The sequence below is a fragment of the Paenibacillus sp. PL2-23 genome (assembly GCF_040834005.1).
Taxonomy (GTDB): domain Bacteria; phylum Bacillota; class Bacilli; order Paenibacillales; family Paenibacillaceae; genus Pristimantibacillus.
Map to the genome: position 1 here is coordinate 3,888,402 of NZ_CP162129.1, position 14,532 is coordinate 3,902,933.

Here is a 14,532-nt window from a genome sequence, read left to right on the forward strand (position 1 = left end):
ATGGAGCTGCTGCGGCTGACACCTGATAGTTGGATAAAAGAGAAGCGAAGACTGCTCGGATTTATTATTCGGTTCGGAGAGAAGCGCATTACGATCGCCGCTCTCCACGCGCTTCGCAGCCTGGACCCCGCCTGGCTGACGCCGGATGAGGACGGACTTTCCAAAGCGGTTGTCATCGTCGCCAAGCAGCACGGTCGGGTTGCGGGAATCGGCTTCGCCGCGGACGGGGGGGACGGGGGCTGCCTCCTCGTCGTCCACCCCTCCGCGCGCAGGAGCGGCGCTGGGAGCCGGCTGATGAGGGCGATGATGCACGCGCTGGGGCATCTGGCCTGCCATGTTGCGGCCGATAATATTCCTAGCATGGCGCTTTGCTTCGCCTTGGGTATGAAAGCCGTGTCGATTCACAAGGGGCCCACCGGCAAATCGACGCTTCGGTTCGAAGGAGGATTACAGCATGACACAGCCCGTCCTGGGCATATTGACGCTATATCTCAATGACGCCGGTGTTCTTGAGGAGAGAGACTACTACCGCAAGATGACGGTCGAGGGCCGCAAGCTTGGCCTACACATCATCGTCTTCACGCCTCAGGATGTGCATGACAAAACCAATCTCGTCCGCGCCCAATATTACGATCCCGAATCCAAGCTTTGGCGCCGCAAGTGGACCAAATTCCCCGATATGATCTTCGACCGCTGCCGCATCCAGCGCTCTGCAAGATTCAATCAGCTGCTCAAATTCAGGAGCAAATACGCGGGACGCGTATTCCTGAACCGTCCGCTTCGCAACAAATGGGCGATCCACTCCATCTTGTCGAAGGACAGCCGATTCAAAGTGTATTTGCCCAAAACCCGCTATCTCGACAGCCTTCAGGACGTGCATGATATGCTCAAGGCCCACACCCTGCTCTACCTCAAGCCCATTAATGGCACAGGCGGGCGCGGTATTCTACGCATCGAACGAACCAAAAGCGGTATGCTGCTCGTGCAGGGCAGGGACCCCAATCGCCGAATCGTAGAGCCCGTCCGGATGAATGCGTCGCGGCTGAACGGCTACCTGGCGGACTGGAACCTGAAGGATTCGCAATACATCGTGCAGCAGGGCATTCAGCTCAAGCTTGCAAGCGGGCGCGTGCACGATTATCGGCTGCTCGTCCAGAAGGACGGAACGGGCGAGTGGACCGTCACCGGCTGCGCCGGCCGTATCGGCGCATTCGGCAGCATTACGGCCAATCTTCATGGCGGCGGCAAAGCGGTCAAGATGGATCAGCTGCTGCGGGTATGGATCAAGGATGAGGAGCGTATCGCACGCGTCAAGGAGGAGGTCGAGCGGTTCGGCATCGGCGTAGCCCAATATTTGGAGCTGTGCTATGACGCTTTGTGCGAGCTCGCAATCGACATCGCCATTGACCGGAACGGCCGAATCTGGATGATAGAGGTGAATCCGAAGCCGGCCCGGGAAGTGTTCATTCGCGCGGGAGAGAAGGACGTCTACCACAAGGCGATCGTGAAGCCGCTGGAATACGCGTTATGGAAGTACAAACGGATCAAGCTGGCCAAAAACAAACGATCTGAAGAGGAAGAACAGACCGGGCGATAATACCGCCCGGTCTGTTCGTTCTACATATGTCTTCGTTCTGAGCGCCTAAACACGAGGCAGCAGCTCGCGGAAGTCGGCAATCCTCTCGTCCGCATCCTCCAGCTCGGAGGCTCGGCCATACTTGGCGTAAGCGCAGCCGATTGTCCGAAGTCCATTGCCTCGCCCCGCCTCCACATCGGAGGAGCGGTCTCCCACCATCCATACGGTGTGACCGGCCAGCTCATGATCGGCAAGCAGCCGGGCCACCAGCTCCACCTTGCTGGAGGTGCGGTATTGTCCCGCGCTGTAGATGCCGTCGAACAGGTCTGCGATGCCCTGATGCTCCGCGACACCCTTGACGTATGCCTCAAGGCCATTGCTGGCCACATACAGCCTGGCCCCGTCCTCCTTCAGCTTGCGCAGCGTATCCGCCACATGGGGATACAGCCGTCCTTCCCCCGCAGCGAGGCCCTCCAGCTCATACTGGAGCAGAAGCTCGTCGGCTCTCTTGCGGGCTTCCATGCTGGCATCCGGCATCACCTTCCGCCACAGATCATCCAGCAGCATCCCGAGACAGCCAAGGAGACGCTCAACAGGAGGCGTGTCCTGCATGTACAGCCCTTCCTCCCTCAGCGTCCGGAACACTCTCTGGTGCACGGACACAAGCAGCGTATCCGTCTCGAACAGCGTGCCGTCCATATCGAATATTAGCGCATCTGGGCGCCGTTCCGTTGTCATGATAACGCCATCCCTTCCCGAATATGCTCCCATCATAACGAAAGCCCCACTCGTCCCGCAACTATGAATCGGAGGATTCAAATGCGGACAACAGGTATATACATGTAATAAGACACTTATAGGTAAAGCTAAAGAATAGAAAGCAGGTGGTTGTATGAATCATGTATATCGTATCCTCAATACGCTGGGTCTCGCGCTTGTGCTTGTGATGAACGGGCTGGCGAACTCCCTTCCGCTGAACGGCCAGACGACGGGCGAGCTGTCGGCCAAATATCCCGTAATGATAACGCCCGCTCCATACGCCTTCTCGATCTGGCTCTTGATCTATGCTCTGCTGACGCTGTTCGTCATCTATCAATGGCTGCCCTCGCAGTGGAACAATCCCGTCATTCGGGCTGTTAATCCATGGTTTGTGATTAGCTGCCTGCTCAACGCATCCTGGATCGTGCTCTGGCATTACGAATATATCGCCGCCAGCGTGTTCGTCATGTTCGCTCTGCTGCTCACACTTATTGCGATTTATCTGGGAGTCAGAAATCCCTCGCTCCAGCCAAGCGCCCGCGACAAGCTGCTGGTGCGCCTGCCCTTCTCCATCTATCTAGGCTGGATCAGCGTCGCCTCCATTGTCAACGTCGCAGTTGCCCTATATGATGCCGGATGGCAAGGCTTCGGCTTGTCCGAGACGACATGGACGCTAATCATGATCGGCTTCGCCATTGCTCTTGCCATGCATATGGCCATCAAGTACCGGGACGTCGCGTTTGTGCTCACTATTCTGTGGGCCTTGATCGCAATTGCCGTTGCCAACTATTGATTATATAAAGCGGTTATGGCAAACTGTTGGTTGCAAGCTTCAACAGCTGCCGCGCCGCGCTTCAGTGAATCGGTACCGCAGCCGTTGATGCATTGGTCTCAAGTCGAGAAAGGACGTGACGGTTCGGTAATGATATGGCTGCTACGTGCCATGACGGAGCTCAGCTCCCGCAAATGGATTTCCCGCATGACCGGCAGGTTCGCACAATCCGGCCCCAGCCGGCACATGATCCCGCGCTTCGCCAAGCTGTACGGTATCGCTATAGATGAAGCGGAGAAGCACCCCCATGAGTACAGGAGCTTAAATGAATTTTTTACCAGAAGATTAAAACCAGGCATGCGCACGATTGACTCCGGAGCGTCGTCGGTGGCCAGCCCCGTGGACGCTGTTATTACGGGAATTGGGGAGATCAGCTCAGGAACGCTGCTGAATGTCAAAGGCCAGGATTATACGCTTGAAGAGCTGCTAGGGGGCTCGCCCAGGGGTGAGGTCTACAAGCACGGATTTTATATGGTATTGTACTTAAGTCCAACGGATTATCATCGCATCCACACTCCTGTCACCGGACATGTCGTAGAGCGCAAGCATTGGCCAGGCAAGGTATACCCTGTCAACGAGTTCGGCCTTCGGCATATGAAGCGCGTGCTTAGCCGGAATGAGCGCCTGATTACATACATCCGGCATAAAAGCGGCGAAGCGGCGGTCGTCAAGGTTGGCGCCATGAACGTCAGCAGCATTCAATATGTGCTTCCGCTGCGGGAGCATGTGAATAAGGGTGACGAGCTTGCGTATTTCGAGTTCGGCTCCACCGTTGTGCTGCTGCTGGAGAACCGCACCTTTGCGCCTAGACCCGACTTGCGCCTCGGCTCCAGAGTACGAATGGGCGAGTCGCTTGGCGAGCTGATTGGGCAATCCCAGCACTAGCGAAAAAAAAAGACTGTCCGAGCTCATCCCCGACGCGGGACGACATTTCGGCCAGTCTTTTTGGCGTATGCTAACGTATTTCGGACGGGCTTCTTCCCGTATATTGCTTGAACTGCCGGCTGAAAAAAAATATATCCCGGTAGCCGAGCGCGTCAGCCACCTCCGTTACGTTCATTCCCGCATGCATCAGCAGATGCTGCGCTCGCTCGATTCGGGTTCGGATCATATAGGTCTGAACGGACATCCCGATCAGCTCCTTGAACTTCATGGAGAAATAACGGGGCGAGAGCTGCGCTCGCGTAGCCAGATCCTCAACGCGATGGGCGATGCCTGGATTTTGCCGAATAAAGTTGGCAATCTCATGGATCGCTTCCGTCAGCTGATTGCTGCCCTTTCGCTCCACCGGCGTCTGATTATCCGCGCGCAGCAGCTGAATCAGCAGCGCCTTCAGCACAAGCCGCGCCTCTTCCTCCGCCGCATAGGTCTGCACCAGGAACAGACGGACGTATCTGGACAGCATATATTCGAAATCAACGGTATCGTCCAGCTGTCTGTATCGATCCGGCACCTGCTCAACGGCTTCGTCCACGCCAAAATGAATATACGTCAGCACAAGCGGCTTCTGCGGATTATGGGTGGCGCTTGTGTAGTCGCCGGGGCGGAACAGAAAGCAGCTGCCCTTGCCTACCTGATAATGAACACCGTTCACCTCAACCTCTCCTTCGCCGCTCCATACGTAGAACAGATCGAAGTTGGCCATGGGCTTCTCCCGCCTGGCCCATCTCCAGCCCGGCTCGCATACAATCTTGGCGAAAGCGGGCAGCAGAATGAAGGAATTCGGCGATACATGAAGCATATTAACGCCCCCCCTTGCAACATGCGGCAGCGTTCGTCATATGCTGACAAAGCCGCTGTTCTCATCTTATAATAGCGCCAGTCCGCAAGCAACAGGGATTGTCCGCATATCAGCAACAATTGACCAAAAAAAATTCTCATACGAGAATGGTTTGCAGGGGCTAGAAATGATATAATATCACGAACATATGCCGTATTTTAAAGAAATGATTTTCGGAAGGATGGAATGAAGTCCATGAACCCACTAGCACAACAGTTAAACGAGACGTTGCAGAAGGAGAGCCCTAACGTCTACGCCATGTTGTCTAACCTTGGCAAAGCGATTTATTTCCCCAAAGAAGGCATTCTAAGTCAATCCGCTGAAGCGAAGACCAAAGCGAACAAATATAACGCGACTATCGGCATTGCTACCGAAGGCGGAGGGCCGATGCATCTGAAGCTTATTCAAGATACGCTGAGCGCCTATGAGCCCAAGGATCTGTACGAATACGCGCCTCCCGGCGGCAAGCCGGAGCTTCGGACCGCATGGCGCTCCAAGATGGTGAAGGACAATCCGTCGCTGGAAGGCCTCCCATTCGGCAATCCCATCGTGACGAACGCGCTCACGCACGGCCTCAGCATCGTGGCCGACCTGTTCGCGGATGTCGGGGACGCCATCGTCATTCCGGACAAAAACTGGGAGAACTACGAGCTGACCTTCGGCATCCGCCGCGGAGCCGTTATCGTGGAATACCCGCTGTACAATGAGCATACCCGCTTCAACAGCGCGGGACTGCGGGAAGCGCTGCTCGCCCAGAAGGACAAGGGCAAAGCGATCGTGGTGCTCAACTTCCCGAATAACCCGACGGGCTATACGCCTGACGCGCATGAAGGCGAGGAGATTGTCTCCGCGATCCGCGATGCGGCAGAAGCGGGCGTGAACATTGTAGCGGTGACGGACGATGCTTACTTCGGTCTCTTCTTCGAGGATTCGCTGCAGGAATCCTTATTCTCGAAGCTTGCGACTCTGCATCCGCGTGTGCTCGCGGTCAAGGTGGACGGCGCAACCAAAGAGGAATACGTATGGGGCTTCCGCGTAGGCTTTATCACTTATGCTTCTCCATCACAAGCAACGCTGGCGGCGCTGGAGCAGAAGACGCTTGGCATCATCCGCTCGACGATTTCCAGCGGTCCGCATCCGTCGCAGACCTTCGTTCTGCACGCGCTGCAATCGCCCCAGTTCGACGCTCAGAAGGCGGAGAAGTTCGATATTATGAAGGGCCGCGCAAGCCGCGTCAAGGAGCTTCTTGACAGCGGTCGTTATGGAGATGACCTTCCCTATTACCCGTTCAACTCCGGGTACTTCATGTGCCTGAAGCTGACGAAGGTGTCCGCAGAGTCCGTTCGCCGGCATCTGCTGGACCAATACGGAATCGGCACAATCGCCCTTGGTGAAACCGATCTTCGTGTCGCTTTCTCCTGTATCGAAGAGGATAACCTGGAAGAGCTGTTCGACACTATCCACAAAGCCGTCACAGAGGTAGCGGCCCCATAATACAGCAACCGCCCCGGACTGTTTAACACAGTCCGGGGCGGTTCTATTGTTCAGTCCTCGTCCGCCTCGGCGCGAAGCTTCCTCCGAAGGCGGCCTGGACGGATTAAGACGTATGCGAAGGCGCCCACAAGAGCGGCAAACGGCGCCGCATAGTCGCCTCCGGCAAGCAGCGGCGCCGCTGTCGGCAGCCAGAGCAGCAGCGCCCCCGCCAGGAGCGCCGATCGGTCGACGAGGAGCAGCTGCTCCACCTGCTGCTCCTCCGGGAGCGGATACACATGCTGCCATACCGAGTGGCGGTGGACGCCGCGCAGCCCGCTAAGCTGCAGGCCATATACAAGCAGCGCAAGCAGATACACCAGCGCCGCGCCCCAGCCGCTCCAGCCCCCCGCATCGGCAGCCATGTAGCACACGAGCCCTCCCAATAGCAGAATGCGGACCAATATGCCTCCCAGCTCAGATCGAACAAGCGATGCCCCGTACAAATAGACAAACGTCCGGTCATGCCTAAAGGAAATCCGAGGGAGCACCCAATCCAGATATGGCCTGCGAGCCACTGCCGCTGACATGGCGGGCACATCAATAAACATGCCAAAAAACGTATAATACCGGCGCCTGGTTACGGCTTCCTCACGAATGAGACGCTCCCAATTCAAGCGGTGCTTGCTGGGCAATTTGCACACAAGCCAGGCCACTAGCGCGCACAGCAGCGTGAAGGCGGCAGCCTGCCACCAAAGGGCTGTTAACCAGCCCGCTGCAGCCAGCGCAGTCAGCGCCCAGCGCAGCACTCCCGCCATGCGCCTGGCTCCGTCCCAGGCCATTCGTCGCTCCTCCCAAGAGGCGGCCATGTTGCCCAGCTTGACCAGGAGCAGCGCCGCTGCCAGAAGCCATGCCGGCACAAGCGCCTCGCCCTGCAAGTAGATAGGCATATAGAGCAGGAATACAGCCGCCGCTATCCAACCCGAAGCCACCAACGCCGCTCGATGAGAGAGCTTCAGGTATGCGCCCATATCCGCCTCCCGCGGCATAAGATAGACGATATCGGCAGGTGCCGCATAGGTTCTGAGCGGGCTCCAAGCGAGCAGAGGCGTCAGCGCCAGCACTCCTGCCAGCGCAATGGGAAAGTCCGGCGGCAAATCGCGAATAAGCCGGAAATAGCCGAGAGCCGCGGCGATAAAAACGAGGGACAGGAATGACGGGAAGCCGCTTTGCCCCATATAGCGCACATAGGGCAGCGCCTCCTTGCGGAACGCTCTGGCCCGAGACGCCCGCAGAGCCGCAAGCTCGTTGCCCTCCGCCATCATTGCTCGCCACCGGCCACAAGTCGATAGAACGCATCCTCCAGCGTGCCGCCTCCCTGGCTTAGCCCAGCCGCCTTACGTATCGCATCCAGATCGCCTTGCGCCGCAATCCTTCCTTGATGAATTACAATAAAGCGGTCGCAATAGGTCTCTACGGTGGACAAGATATGGGAGCTCATCAGAATGGCGGCTCCCCCCTTCTTCACCGCAACCAGCTGCTCCAGCAGCGACCGTATGCCCAGCGGGTCCAGCCCCAGGAAAGGCTCGTCGATAATGTACAGCCGCGGCGATGCCAGCAGAGCGCTCATAATCATAACCTTCTGCTTCATGCCTTTGGACAGATGCGACGCGAACGCCTTGCGCTTCGGCGTCATCTGGTATTGCTCCAGCAGCCTGGCCGCCTCAAGCTGGAACCGCTCCTCCGGCACCTGATAGGCCATTGCGCTCAGCCGAAGATGTTCTTCTACGGTCAGCTCGTCGAACAAGAGGGGCGTCTCCGGCACATAGGCGAACGATGAGCGGTATTGCTGCGGCGCTTCTTCTAACGTGACGCCCGCCACCTTCACCTCCCCTTGATGCGGATGCATGAGGCCTAATATATGCTTAATCGTTGTGCTTTTGCCCGCTCCGTTCAAGCCGATCAGTCCCACCATCTCGCCCGCGCGCAGCTCGAAATCGATATCGTGCAGCACAGACCTGCGAGGCGTATAACCGCCTGTTAATCCAGTAACATTTAGAATCGTATCCATTCCAATTCCCCTCTTACTGCCAATATGTACCTGCTATTCTTTCAGCATACCGAATCCGGCGCGCAATTTCAAAAAAAAGAGGCACTCCCCGCCATAACAGCAGGGAATGCCTCTTTCTGCAGAGCATAAGCTTATTTAATCGTAATCGTCTTCACGATGTTGTTCTCGCCTTTCACTTCCACCAGCTGATTCGTCGTCAGCTTCGATACGTCGCCAACGATTTGGGCGTTAGCGTCCACATTATAGATCAGCACAGTTGTCTGGCCATTCACTTCCTTGGTAATGGAGATCGTAGAAAGCTTCGCCTGCGAATTGAACGTCATGGTGTTCACCGTGCCCGTCTCGGCAAATGCGAGTTGAACCGGCGCCTTCTCCGTCACCTCGATGAAGACCACCTTGTTCTGATAGGTGCGAAGGAACAGCTTGTCGCCGGCCTGCAGCTCGCTGACGGAAGCCTTTTTGCCATCTCGGAAAATAAATACAGTCGGATCAATCGCCAGCGTCAGCTCTGTGCTGTCGCTCTTCACTACAGTCAACTGGCCGTTGGCCGGAGCCGCCTTCAGCGAGCCGGCAATAGCCTGCGCGTCGTGGTCCGGCATCTCGTTGTCCGTTCGGTCGAGCAGCGCCGCAAGCTCAGCGCGTGTTACCGGCTGGTTCGGTCGGAACGTTTTGTTGCCATGCTTGTCCTCATAGCCTGTAATAATGCCCTTCTGAAGCGCCAGAGCTACGTAGCCGACGGAGCCGGCAGGAATTTGGTTTGCGTCCTTGAAGTCCAGCTTCGTATTGTTCAGAGCTTTCGCTTCGCCTTCCAGCTTCAGAGCCTTAATCAACAGAATAGTGGACCACAGCCGTGTCGCATTCTGCTCCGGCTTAATTTCCGTCTCCGTCTCGGCGAACAGATCGTTTTCCAGCGCTACCGCAACATAGCCAACCGCCCATGGATATTTTTTCTCCAGCTTGTCAACGTCCTTGAACTGAAGCTCCGTGCTCATCTCGGCAGCCGACTCCGCCTGCGCGCGCAGTCCCATCAAGCGTACTGCCGCAGTCAGCGTCTCGATACGGGAGATGTTCTGCTTCGGCTTGAAGGTGCCGTCCTCATAACCAGTGAACACGCCTTTGGCCGCCAGGCGCATGATGTATTCCAGCGCCCACTCCAGCTGCGCTTCATCCTTGAAGTTCCATCTCACTTTGATTTTGCTGTCATCATCATCGTCGTCGTCATCATCGTCATCGTCGCGATCCCGATCGTTATCATGCCAGCCATTGCCCTTTTTATAATCATTGCCATGATCCTTGCCTCTTCCATCCGCGAATGCGGAAGCCGCTCCAGTCGTAAGCATAATCATTGCCATTGCCGTTATTGCTGTTTTTTTCCACATGTTCGATTTCATAAAAAAGCCACTCTCCTTTAATACGATTTACGGAATATGCTCCGCTTGTTGCCTTCGCCCATAGCTTTCGGGACGTGAGGCTCGTTTAAAGGGGGTGGCTCATCAAAATTTTAATTTAATTTTCAGTTTGGCCCGACTGGCGCTTCTCCTTCAGCCATTTTGGAGCGCCTTTATCCTTTATGCTCTTGGCCGTCTTGGATTTCGCTTTTGCCGACTGCGGCTTGTCCGTCTTGCCGGGACGGGTGGCTGGCTTGGCTGCGGATGGCTTCGCATGAGTTGGCTTCGAGGAGGCTGACCTGGCAGTAGCGGGCCTCGCAGTGATTGGCTTGGCATCAGCCGCCTTGCCCCGCGACTCTTCGCCCTTCACGCTCCGCTGAGACGAGCGGAACCCCGTCTCCGCAGGCTTAACTTCCGCATCAACGCCCGGTGAAGCCGCAGTCTTCGGCGCGGCAGCATCCGTTCTCGGACGAGGACTGCTCTGCTTCGCCTGCTCCTTGGCCAGTCGCTCCAGCTTCGGACGCGTCGCCTCACGGAGCTCCTCCTCCGACAGCAGCTCCCCTCGGTACATCGCTCGCTCCTCCAGCTCGATGCCAAGCTGCTTGCGGAACTTGTCCATAATAAAAATTTCATGCGGCGTAACGATCGTAATGACAACTCCGCTCCGTCCCATTCGGCCCGTACGGCCGGCGCGGTGCACGTAATGATCCGCGTCTACGGCGGGATCAAGCTGAAGCACCAGCGGCAAGCCTTCGATATCCAGTCCGCGGGCAGCAACATCCGTCGCGAGGAGAAGCTGGCAGCGGCCGTCACGGAAGCGCTCCAGCGTCGCCGCTCTGCGCTGCTTGTCGGCGTCTCCATACAGCATTTCAACCGTAAAGCCCTCGTAGGACAGCTTGGATTCCCAGTTGGCAATTTCGTTCGTATCGTTCAGGAACAGCAGAGCGGACTTCGGCTTCAGCAGCCGGATCAGTCTTCTGGCTGTATCCGTCTTATCCCGTTTGTCGCTAATAATATAATAGTTCTCCACGGTCTGGGAGACTCGGTGCTCCGGCGTCAATTGCACACGTGTCGCCGATTTCATCCAGCGCCCCTCAAATCTAGCCATTTGCTCCGGATAGGTAGCGGAGAAGAACGCCATCTGGCGCTCCTTGCCCAGCGCGAACAGCACTGCCTCCAGGTCCTTGGTGGAGCCCAGCTGGAACACCTGATCCGCTTCGTCGATAACGACTTGCCGCACCTCATTCAGCTTCAGCTTGCGCAGCTTCAGCAGCTCGTGCAGCCGGCCCGGTGTGCCAATGACGAGCTGCGGCCGAAGCTTCATCTTCTCGACCTGCCGCTTCAAGGCTGCTCCGCCGATCAGCTGCTGAACGCGAACGCCAAGCGGCTCGGCATAGGTCTGCGCCACTCGTACAATCTGCATCGCCAGCTCCTGCGTCGGCGATATGATAACTGCCTGAATCGCTCCCGACTGGGTGTCGATTCTCTGCAGGAGCGGCAGCAGGAAGGCGAGCGTCTTGCCCGTGCCCGTCTGCGACCGCGCCGTTACGTCATGCCCTTCCAGCAGCGCCGGGATCGTCTCCGCCTGTACGCCTGTAGGCTGCTTAATGCCATTCTGAAGCAGCGCCTCGATTAATCTCTCCTCGATTCCGAGCTCGCTCCATGTTTTGTTGCTCATCGAATTCCCTCTCTTATCTCAAGCCTATTTTCGATTAAATAATCCTCCAAACATCCGGTCCGCGACTCTCGGGAACAAGCCGTACAGCTTAATGCCGACGGATGCCGCTCTTGGCAAATCCAGCTCCTGCGTCCTGCGCTCCATCACCCGCACAATCGCTCTGGCGACGTAATGGGGCTTCATCATAAACCAGCTGACGTTCTTCACATAGGAGCCGGACGGATCCGCAATGGCAAAAAACTCCGTGTCAATCGGTCCCGGATTGATGGACGATACATGAATGCCAAGCGGCTTCAGCTCCATCCGAAGCGAATTCGTAAAGCCAAGCACCGCATGCTTAGTCGCCGTGTAGCTGGTCGACTTGGCGGAGCCAATCTTGCCGGCCATGGATGCGACATTCACAATATGGCCTTCTCCCTGCTGCTCCATATACGGCAGCACCGCCTTCGTGCATCGAACAATGCCCATATAATTCGTATTCATCATGGCTTCGTAGCTCTCAACCGGCATCTTCGCAATCGACTCGAATTGCCCATATCCTGCATTATTGAGCAAAATATCAATTCGTCCATACCGCTTCACAACCTGCTCTACCGTCTGCTGAACCTGCTCCATATCGGTCACGTCCATAACGTAATAGGCGCACTCACCACGGATAGAGTCCGCCTGCTTCTTAAGCCGCTCCTCATTACGTCCGGTTAGAACGGGCACCGCGCCTCGCTCAGCCAGGAGCGACGCTGCAATGGCGCCGATTCCGCTGGAAGCACCGGATATGAATACAACCTTCCCTTTCAGCATCCCACATCACCCACTATTAAGTGTACTTCATCCCTCGCCTCATAAGCAAAAAAAGCTCCTCCCGGGAGCTTCTTTCGTTTATGAGGCGATCAATACCTGAATATCCAGCTCGCCGATTCCTTCCATAATGAGCGGAATCGTCAGCGCTTGGGATGCATTGAACCCCGCTGACTGAGCGGATTGAATCAGCTTCGGAGGCGTAATGTCTACGCGAACCCCCTGATTGAACAGAATCGTGCTGGCGTTGCCGCTGATCATGTTGCCAAGCTCGGAAATCGCGCTTCGGCCAATCTCGTCGATTTCTGTAATTACATAGCCGCCCATCATCGCGGAAACCATCTTGAGCGCAACCTGTTCGCTAAGTCCGAATACAATATCACCATTCATTTGGCCGTTGAGTCCGATTTGAATCCAAATATAGTTCTCAACAAACTTAATGTCCTTGATCCCCAGTTGTCCAGTAGCAGGCCGAATCTGTACGACTTGCTCGATCACGATTTTTGCTGATTCAAGAAACGGATTTATATATTCTGCCTTCATAAAGAGGATGCGCTCCTTTTTTCGACAAAATTCGCAATTTGTCTGTTTGCAACTATTATACTTGAATTCATAGGACAAGTATACTATTAAAGTCATATATATGACTTTGGACCTATGTGTCATTAAAACCCAGCCTTTGCTTAAACTGCTTTTTCTTGCTTTTTCCTGCGATAGCTCATCCGCATAAGCCGCAGCCTCTCGTACAATTGCTCCACCTGGCGATCGGTCCCCGCCTGCGGATCTTCCCCATATACGTGAGTCAGGACTGGCTTCAGGTAGCGATCGCCCATTGTCGACATCGCCTGCCAAATTTGGTCACGCTCGCTCTCCGGCACATGGCTGAGCTCCCGCTCCAGCAGTCCCTCGATATCGTAGCCCTCCTGCTCCAGCTGCTCGATGCGAAGCAGCAGCTCTCTGCGCGACAGCGACAGCTCCTTCTGCAGCTGGTCCAGCCCGCCCGCTTGCTGCATAATAAGCAATATTTGCTTCTTCTCCTGCTGGCGATCCATCATGCCCTTATATTTGTTCTCCTTCTGCTTATACAGCCAAGTCGTATATTGCTCGCCATCCAGCGCGCCAGCCACCCAGTCCAGCGGGAAATCGGTAGTCCTCTCCGCCCCGGACGTGATCTTCAGCACCGACTCGCCGTATGCCGCCAGCTTCGCCTTGCCCCAGCCCGGAATTTGAGAGAGCTCGTCCTGCGTTCGCGGGACAAATGCGCTAATCATCCAAAGCATACGATTCGTCGCCACCAAATAAGCGGATTTCTTCTCCTCCGCCGCCGCCTTGCGCCGCCAATCTCTAAGCTGCTGGAATAGCTCTTCATTGGCGTTAAGCTCCCCATAGCATTGCAGCATCGTCACAAAGCCGCCCGAGCCGTTTCGCTCGCTGTCCAGCATGCCATCCACAATTGGCGAATATCCCAGTCCCATCATTCTGGCGATTCCATAACGGAAAGCCGTCATCATCTCCTCCCACGAAGTGCCCTGGAACCAGCGGTCCTGCTCGCTGCCGTCCCGTTCCTCCAGCCAATCAACGCCCCATACGCCGTGCTCCTCGCTGATGGTCAACTGAGCGCTGACAACGGAGCCATCCTCCCCTTGCTTCTCGAACGTGTTCAGAAATACGATTTGCATACTTTCACTCACCCTTCATCGGTTACGAATGACCCCCCAAACGCAAAAAAAGCACCTCTTCCGCCGCAGCAGAAGAGGTGCTTCCTCATGTCCGTTCCTTCATTCGATTGCTTCCATGCTACCATATTGCGGGACAGGTTTCAATCCTTTAATATATAATGCATCCCAATATATGATTCGGAGGTTCATACGACTATGCAGCTGCCTAACTACGACTTTATGTCGGATTCCACAGAGGACACGTCGACAAGATTTACAACCTTCATTACGCCAAGCCTGGCTCGGTTCGACCTCGCCATCACCACGACCAACCGATTTTACGGCAAGAAGCTTGTAACAGACCTGCAATCCGGCAAGACGGCCATTATCGGGCCCGACGATCTGGAGGAGGAGGGATATCTGGAGCATACGTTCAAGCTGACGGAGGAAGAAGCAGGAGAGCTTGCTCAATTTCTTTATTTTGTGGTAGGAACAGTGAATTTTACAGACTGATGCGGGCAACCC

Annotated in this window: 15 protein-coding genes; 6 read left to right on the forward strand and 9 right to left on the reverse strand. The window is 55.9% G+C overall.

Translation table 11 applies throughout. The features are described from left to right. The gene (locus tag AB1S56_RS17045; RefSeq protein ID WP_340868104.1) at positions 1-498 is read left to right on the forward strand and encodes a GNAT family N-acetyltransferase; all 498 of its coding nucleotides are present in this window, start codon (positions 1-3) and stop codon (positions 496-498) included. Beyond that, positions 455-1,597, forward strand: a complete 1,143-nt coding sequence (locus tag AB1S56_RS17050; RefSeq protein WP_340868106.1) for a YheC/YheD family protein — start codon at positions 455-457, stop codon at positions 1,595-1,597. Before AB1S56_RS17045 ends, AB1S56_RS17050 begins: the two co-directional genes overlap by 44 nt. A 45-nt stretch (positions 1,598-1,642) precedes the next feature. Here the strand turns inward: AB1S56_RS17050 and AB1S56_RS17055 are convergent, their stop codons facing one another. After that, positions 1,643-2,314 carry an HAD hydrolase-like protein gene (locus tag AB1S56_RS17055; RefSeq protein ID WP_340868107.1) on the reverse strand — a complete coding sequence of 224 codons (672 nt, stop codon included), beginning with the start codon at positions 2,312-2,314 and terminating at the stop codon, positions 1,643-1,645. A 154-nt stretch (positions 2,315-2,468) separates the two neighbouring features. Between AB1S56_RS17055 and AB1S56_RS17060 the strand changes: the two genes are divergently transcribed. Both AB1S56_RS17060 and asd read left to right on the forward strand, forming a co-directional pair. Beyond that, on the forward strand, positions 2,469-3,128 hold the full coding sequence (locus AB1S56_RS17060) for a tryptophan-rich sensory protein (RefSeq protein ID WP_340868110.1): 660 nt from the start codon (positions 2,469-2,471) through the stop codon (positions 3,126-3,128). A 129-nt stretch (positions 3,129-3,257) separates the two neighbouring features. Beyond that, entirely contained in the window at positions 3,258-4,052 is a 795-nt protein-coding gene (gene asd / locus AB1S56_RS17065; protein WP_340868112.1) for an archaetidylserine decarboxylase, read from the forward strand. A 70-nt stretch (positions 4,053-4,122) separates the two neighbouring features. Here asd and AB1S56_RS17070 read toward each other — a convergent pair whose 3' ends face one another. Next, positions 4,123-4,908, reverse strand: a complete 786-nt coding sequence (locus AB1S56_RS17070; protein WP_340868113.1) for an AraC family transcriptional regulator — start codon at positions 4,906-4,908, stop codon at positions 4,123-4,125. Between the two features lie 234 nt (positions 4,909-5,142). Between AB1S56_RS17070 and AB1S56_RS17075 the strand changes: the two genes are divergently transcribed. After that, positions 5,143-6,441 (forward strand): aminotransferase class I/II-fold pyridoxal phosphate-dependent enzyme, encoded by a 1,299-nt coding sequence (locus AB1S56_RS17075; protein WP_340868114.1) that lies wholly within the window; start codon positions 5,143-5,145, stop codon positions 6,439-6,441. A gap of 50 nt (positions 6,442-6,491) precedes the next feature. Here the strand turns inward: AB1S56_RS17075 and AB1S56_RS17080 are convergent, their stop codons facing one another. The 7 genes from AB1S56_RS17080 to AB1S56_RS17110 all read right to left on the reverse strand — a co-directional run bounded on the left by AB1S56_RS17080 (position 6,492) and on the right by AB1S56_RS17110 (position 14,028). Further along, on the reverse strand, positions 6,492-7,742 hold the full coding sequence (locus AB1S56_RS17080) for an ABC transporter permease (protein WP_340868116.1): 1,251 nt from the start codon (positions 7,740-7,742) through the stop codon (positions 6,492-6,494). Next, complete coding sequence (locus tag AB1S56_RS17085; protein WP_340868118.1) at positions 7,739-8,488, reverse strand: ABC transporter ATP-binding protein; 750 nt, start codon at positions 8,486-8,488, stop codon at positions 7,739-7,741. Before AB1S56_RS17085 ends, AB1S56_RS17080 begins: the two co-directional genes overlap by 4 nt. A gap of 131 nt (positions 8,489-8,619) precedes the next feature. After that, entirely contained in the window at positions 8,620-9,879 is a 1,260-nt protein-coding gene (locus tag AB1S56_RS17090) for an S-layer homology domain-containing protein (protein ID WP_340868119.1), read from the reverse strand. 115 nt (positions 9,880-9,994) lie between these two features. Further along, positions 9,995-11,554, reverse strand: coding sequence for a DEAD/DEAH box helicase (locus AB1S56_RS17095; RefSeq protein ID WP_340868121.1), 1,560 nt, complete (start codon positions 11,552-11,554; stop codon positions 9,995-9,997). A gap of 24 nt (positions 11,555-11,578) precedes the next feature. Next, positions 11,579-12,352: an SDR family oxidoreductase gene (locus tag AB1S56_RS17100; RefSeq protein WP_340868123.1), complete on the reverse strand. Its 774-nt coding sequence runs from the start codon at positions 12,350-12,352 to the stop codon at positions 11,579-11,581. A 78-nt stretch (positions 12,353-12,430) separates the two neighbouring features. Then, the gene (locus AB1S56_RS17105) at positions 12,431-12,892 is read right to left on the reverse strand and encodes a chemotaxis protein CheX (protein WP_340868125.1); all 462 of its coding nucleotides are present in this window, start codon (positions 12,890-12,892) and stop codon (positions 12,431-12,433) included. A gap of 140 nt (positions 12,893-13,032) precedes the next feature. Further along, positions 13,033-14,028, reverse strand: a complete 996-nt coding sequence (locus AB1S56_RS17110; protein WP_340868126.1) for an HRDC domain-containing protein — start codon at positions 14,026-14,028, stop codon at positions 13,033-13,035. A gap of 195 nt (positions 14,029-14,223) precedes the next feature. Between AB1S56_RS17110 and AB1S56_RS17115 the strand changes: the two genes are divergently transcribed. After that, entirely contained in the window at positions 14,224-14,520 is a 297-nt protein-coding gene (locus tag AB1S56_RS17115; protein WP_340868128.1) for a DUF3055 domain-containing protein, read from the forward strand. Positions 14,521-14,532: the final 12 nt, after the last annotated feature.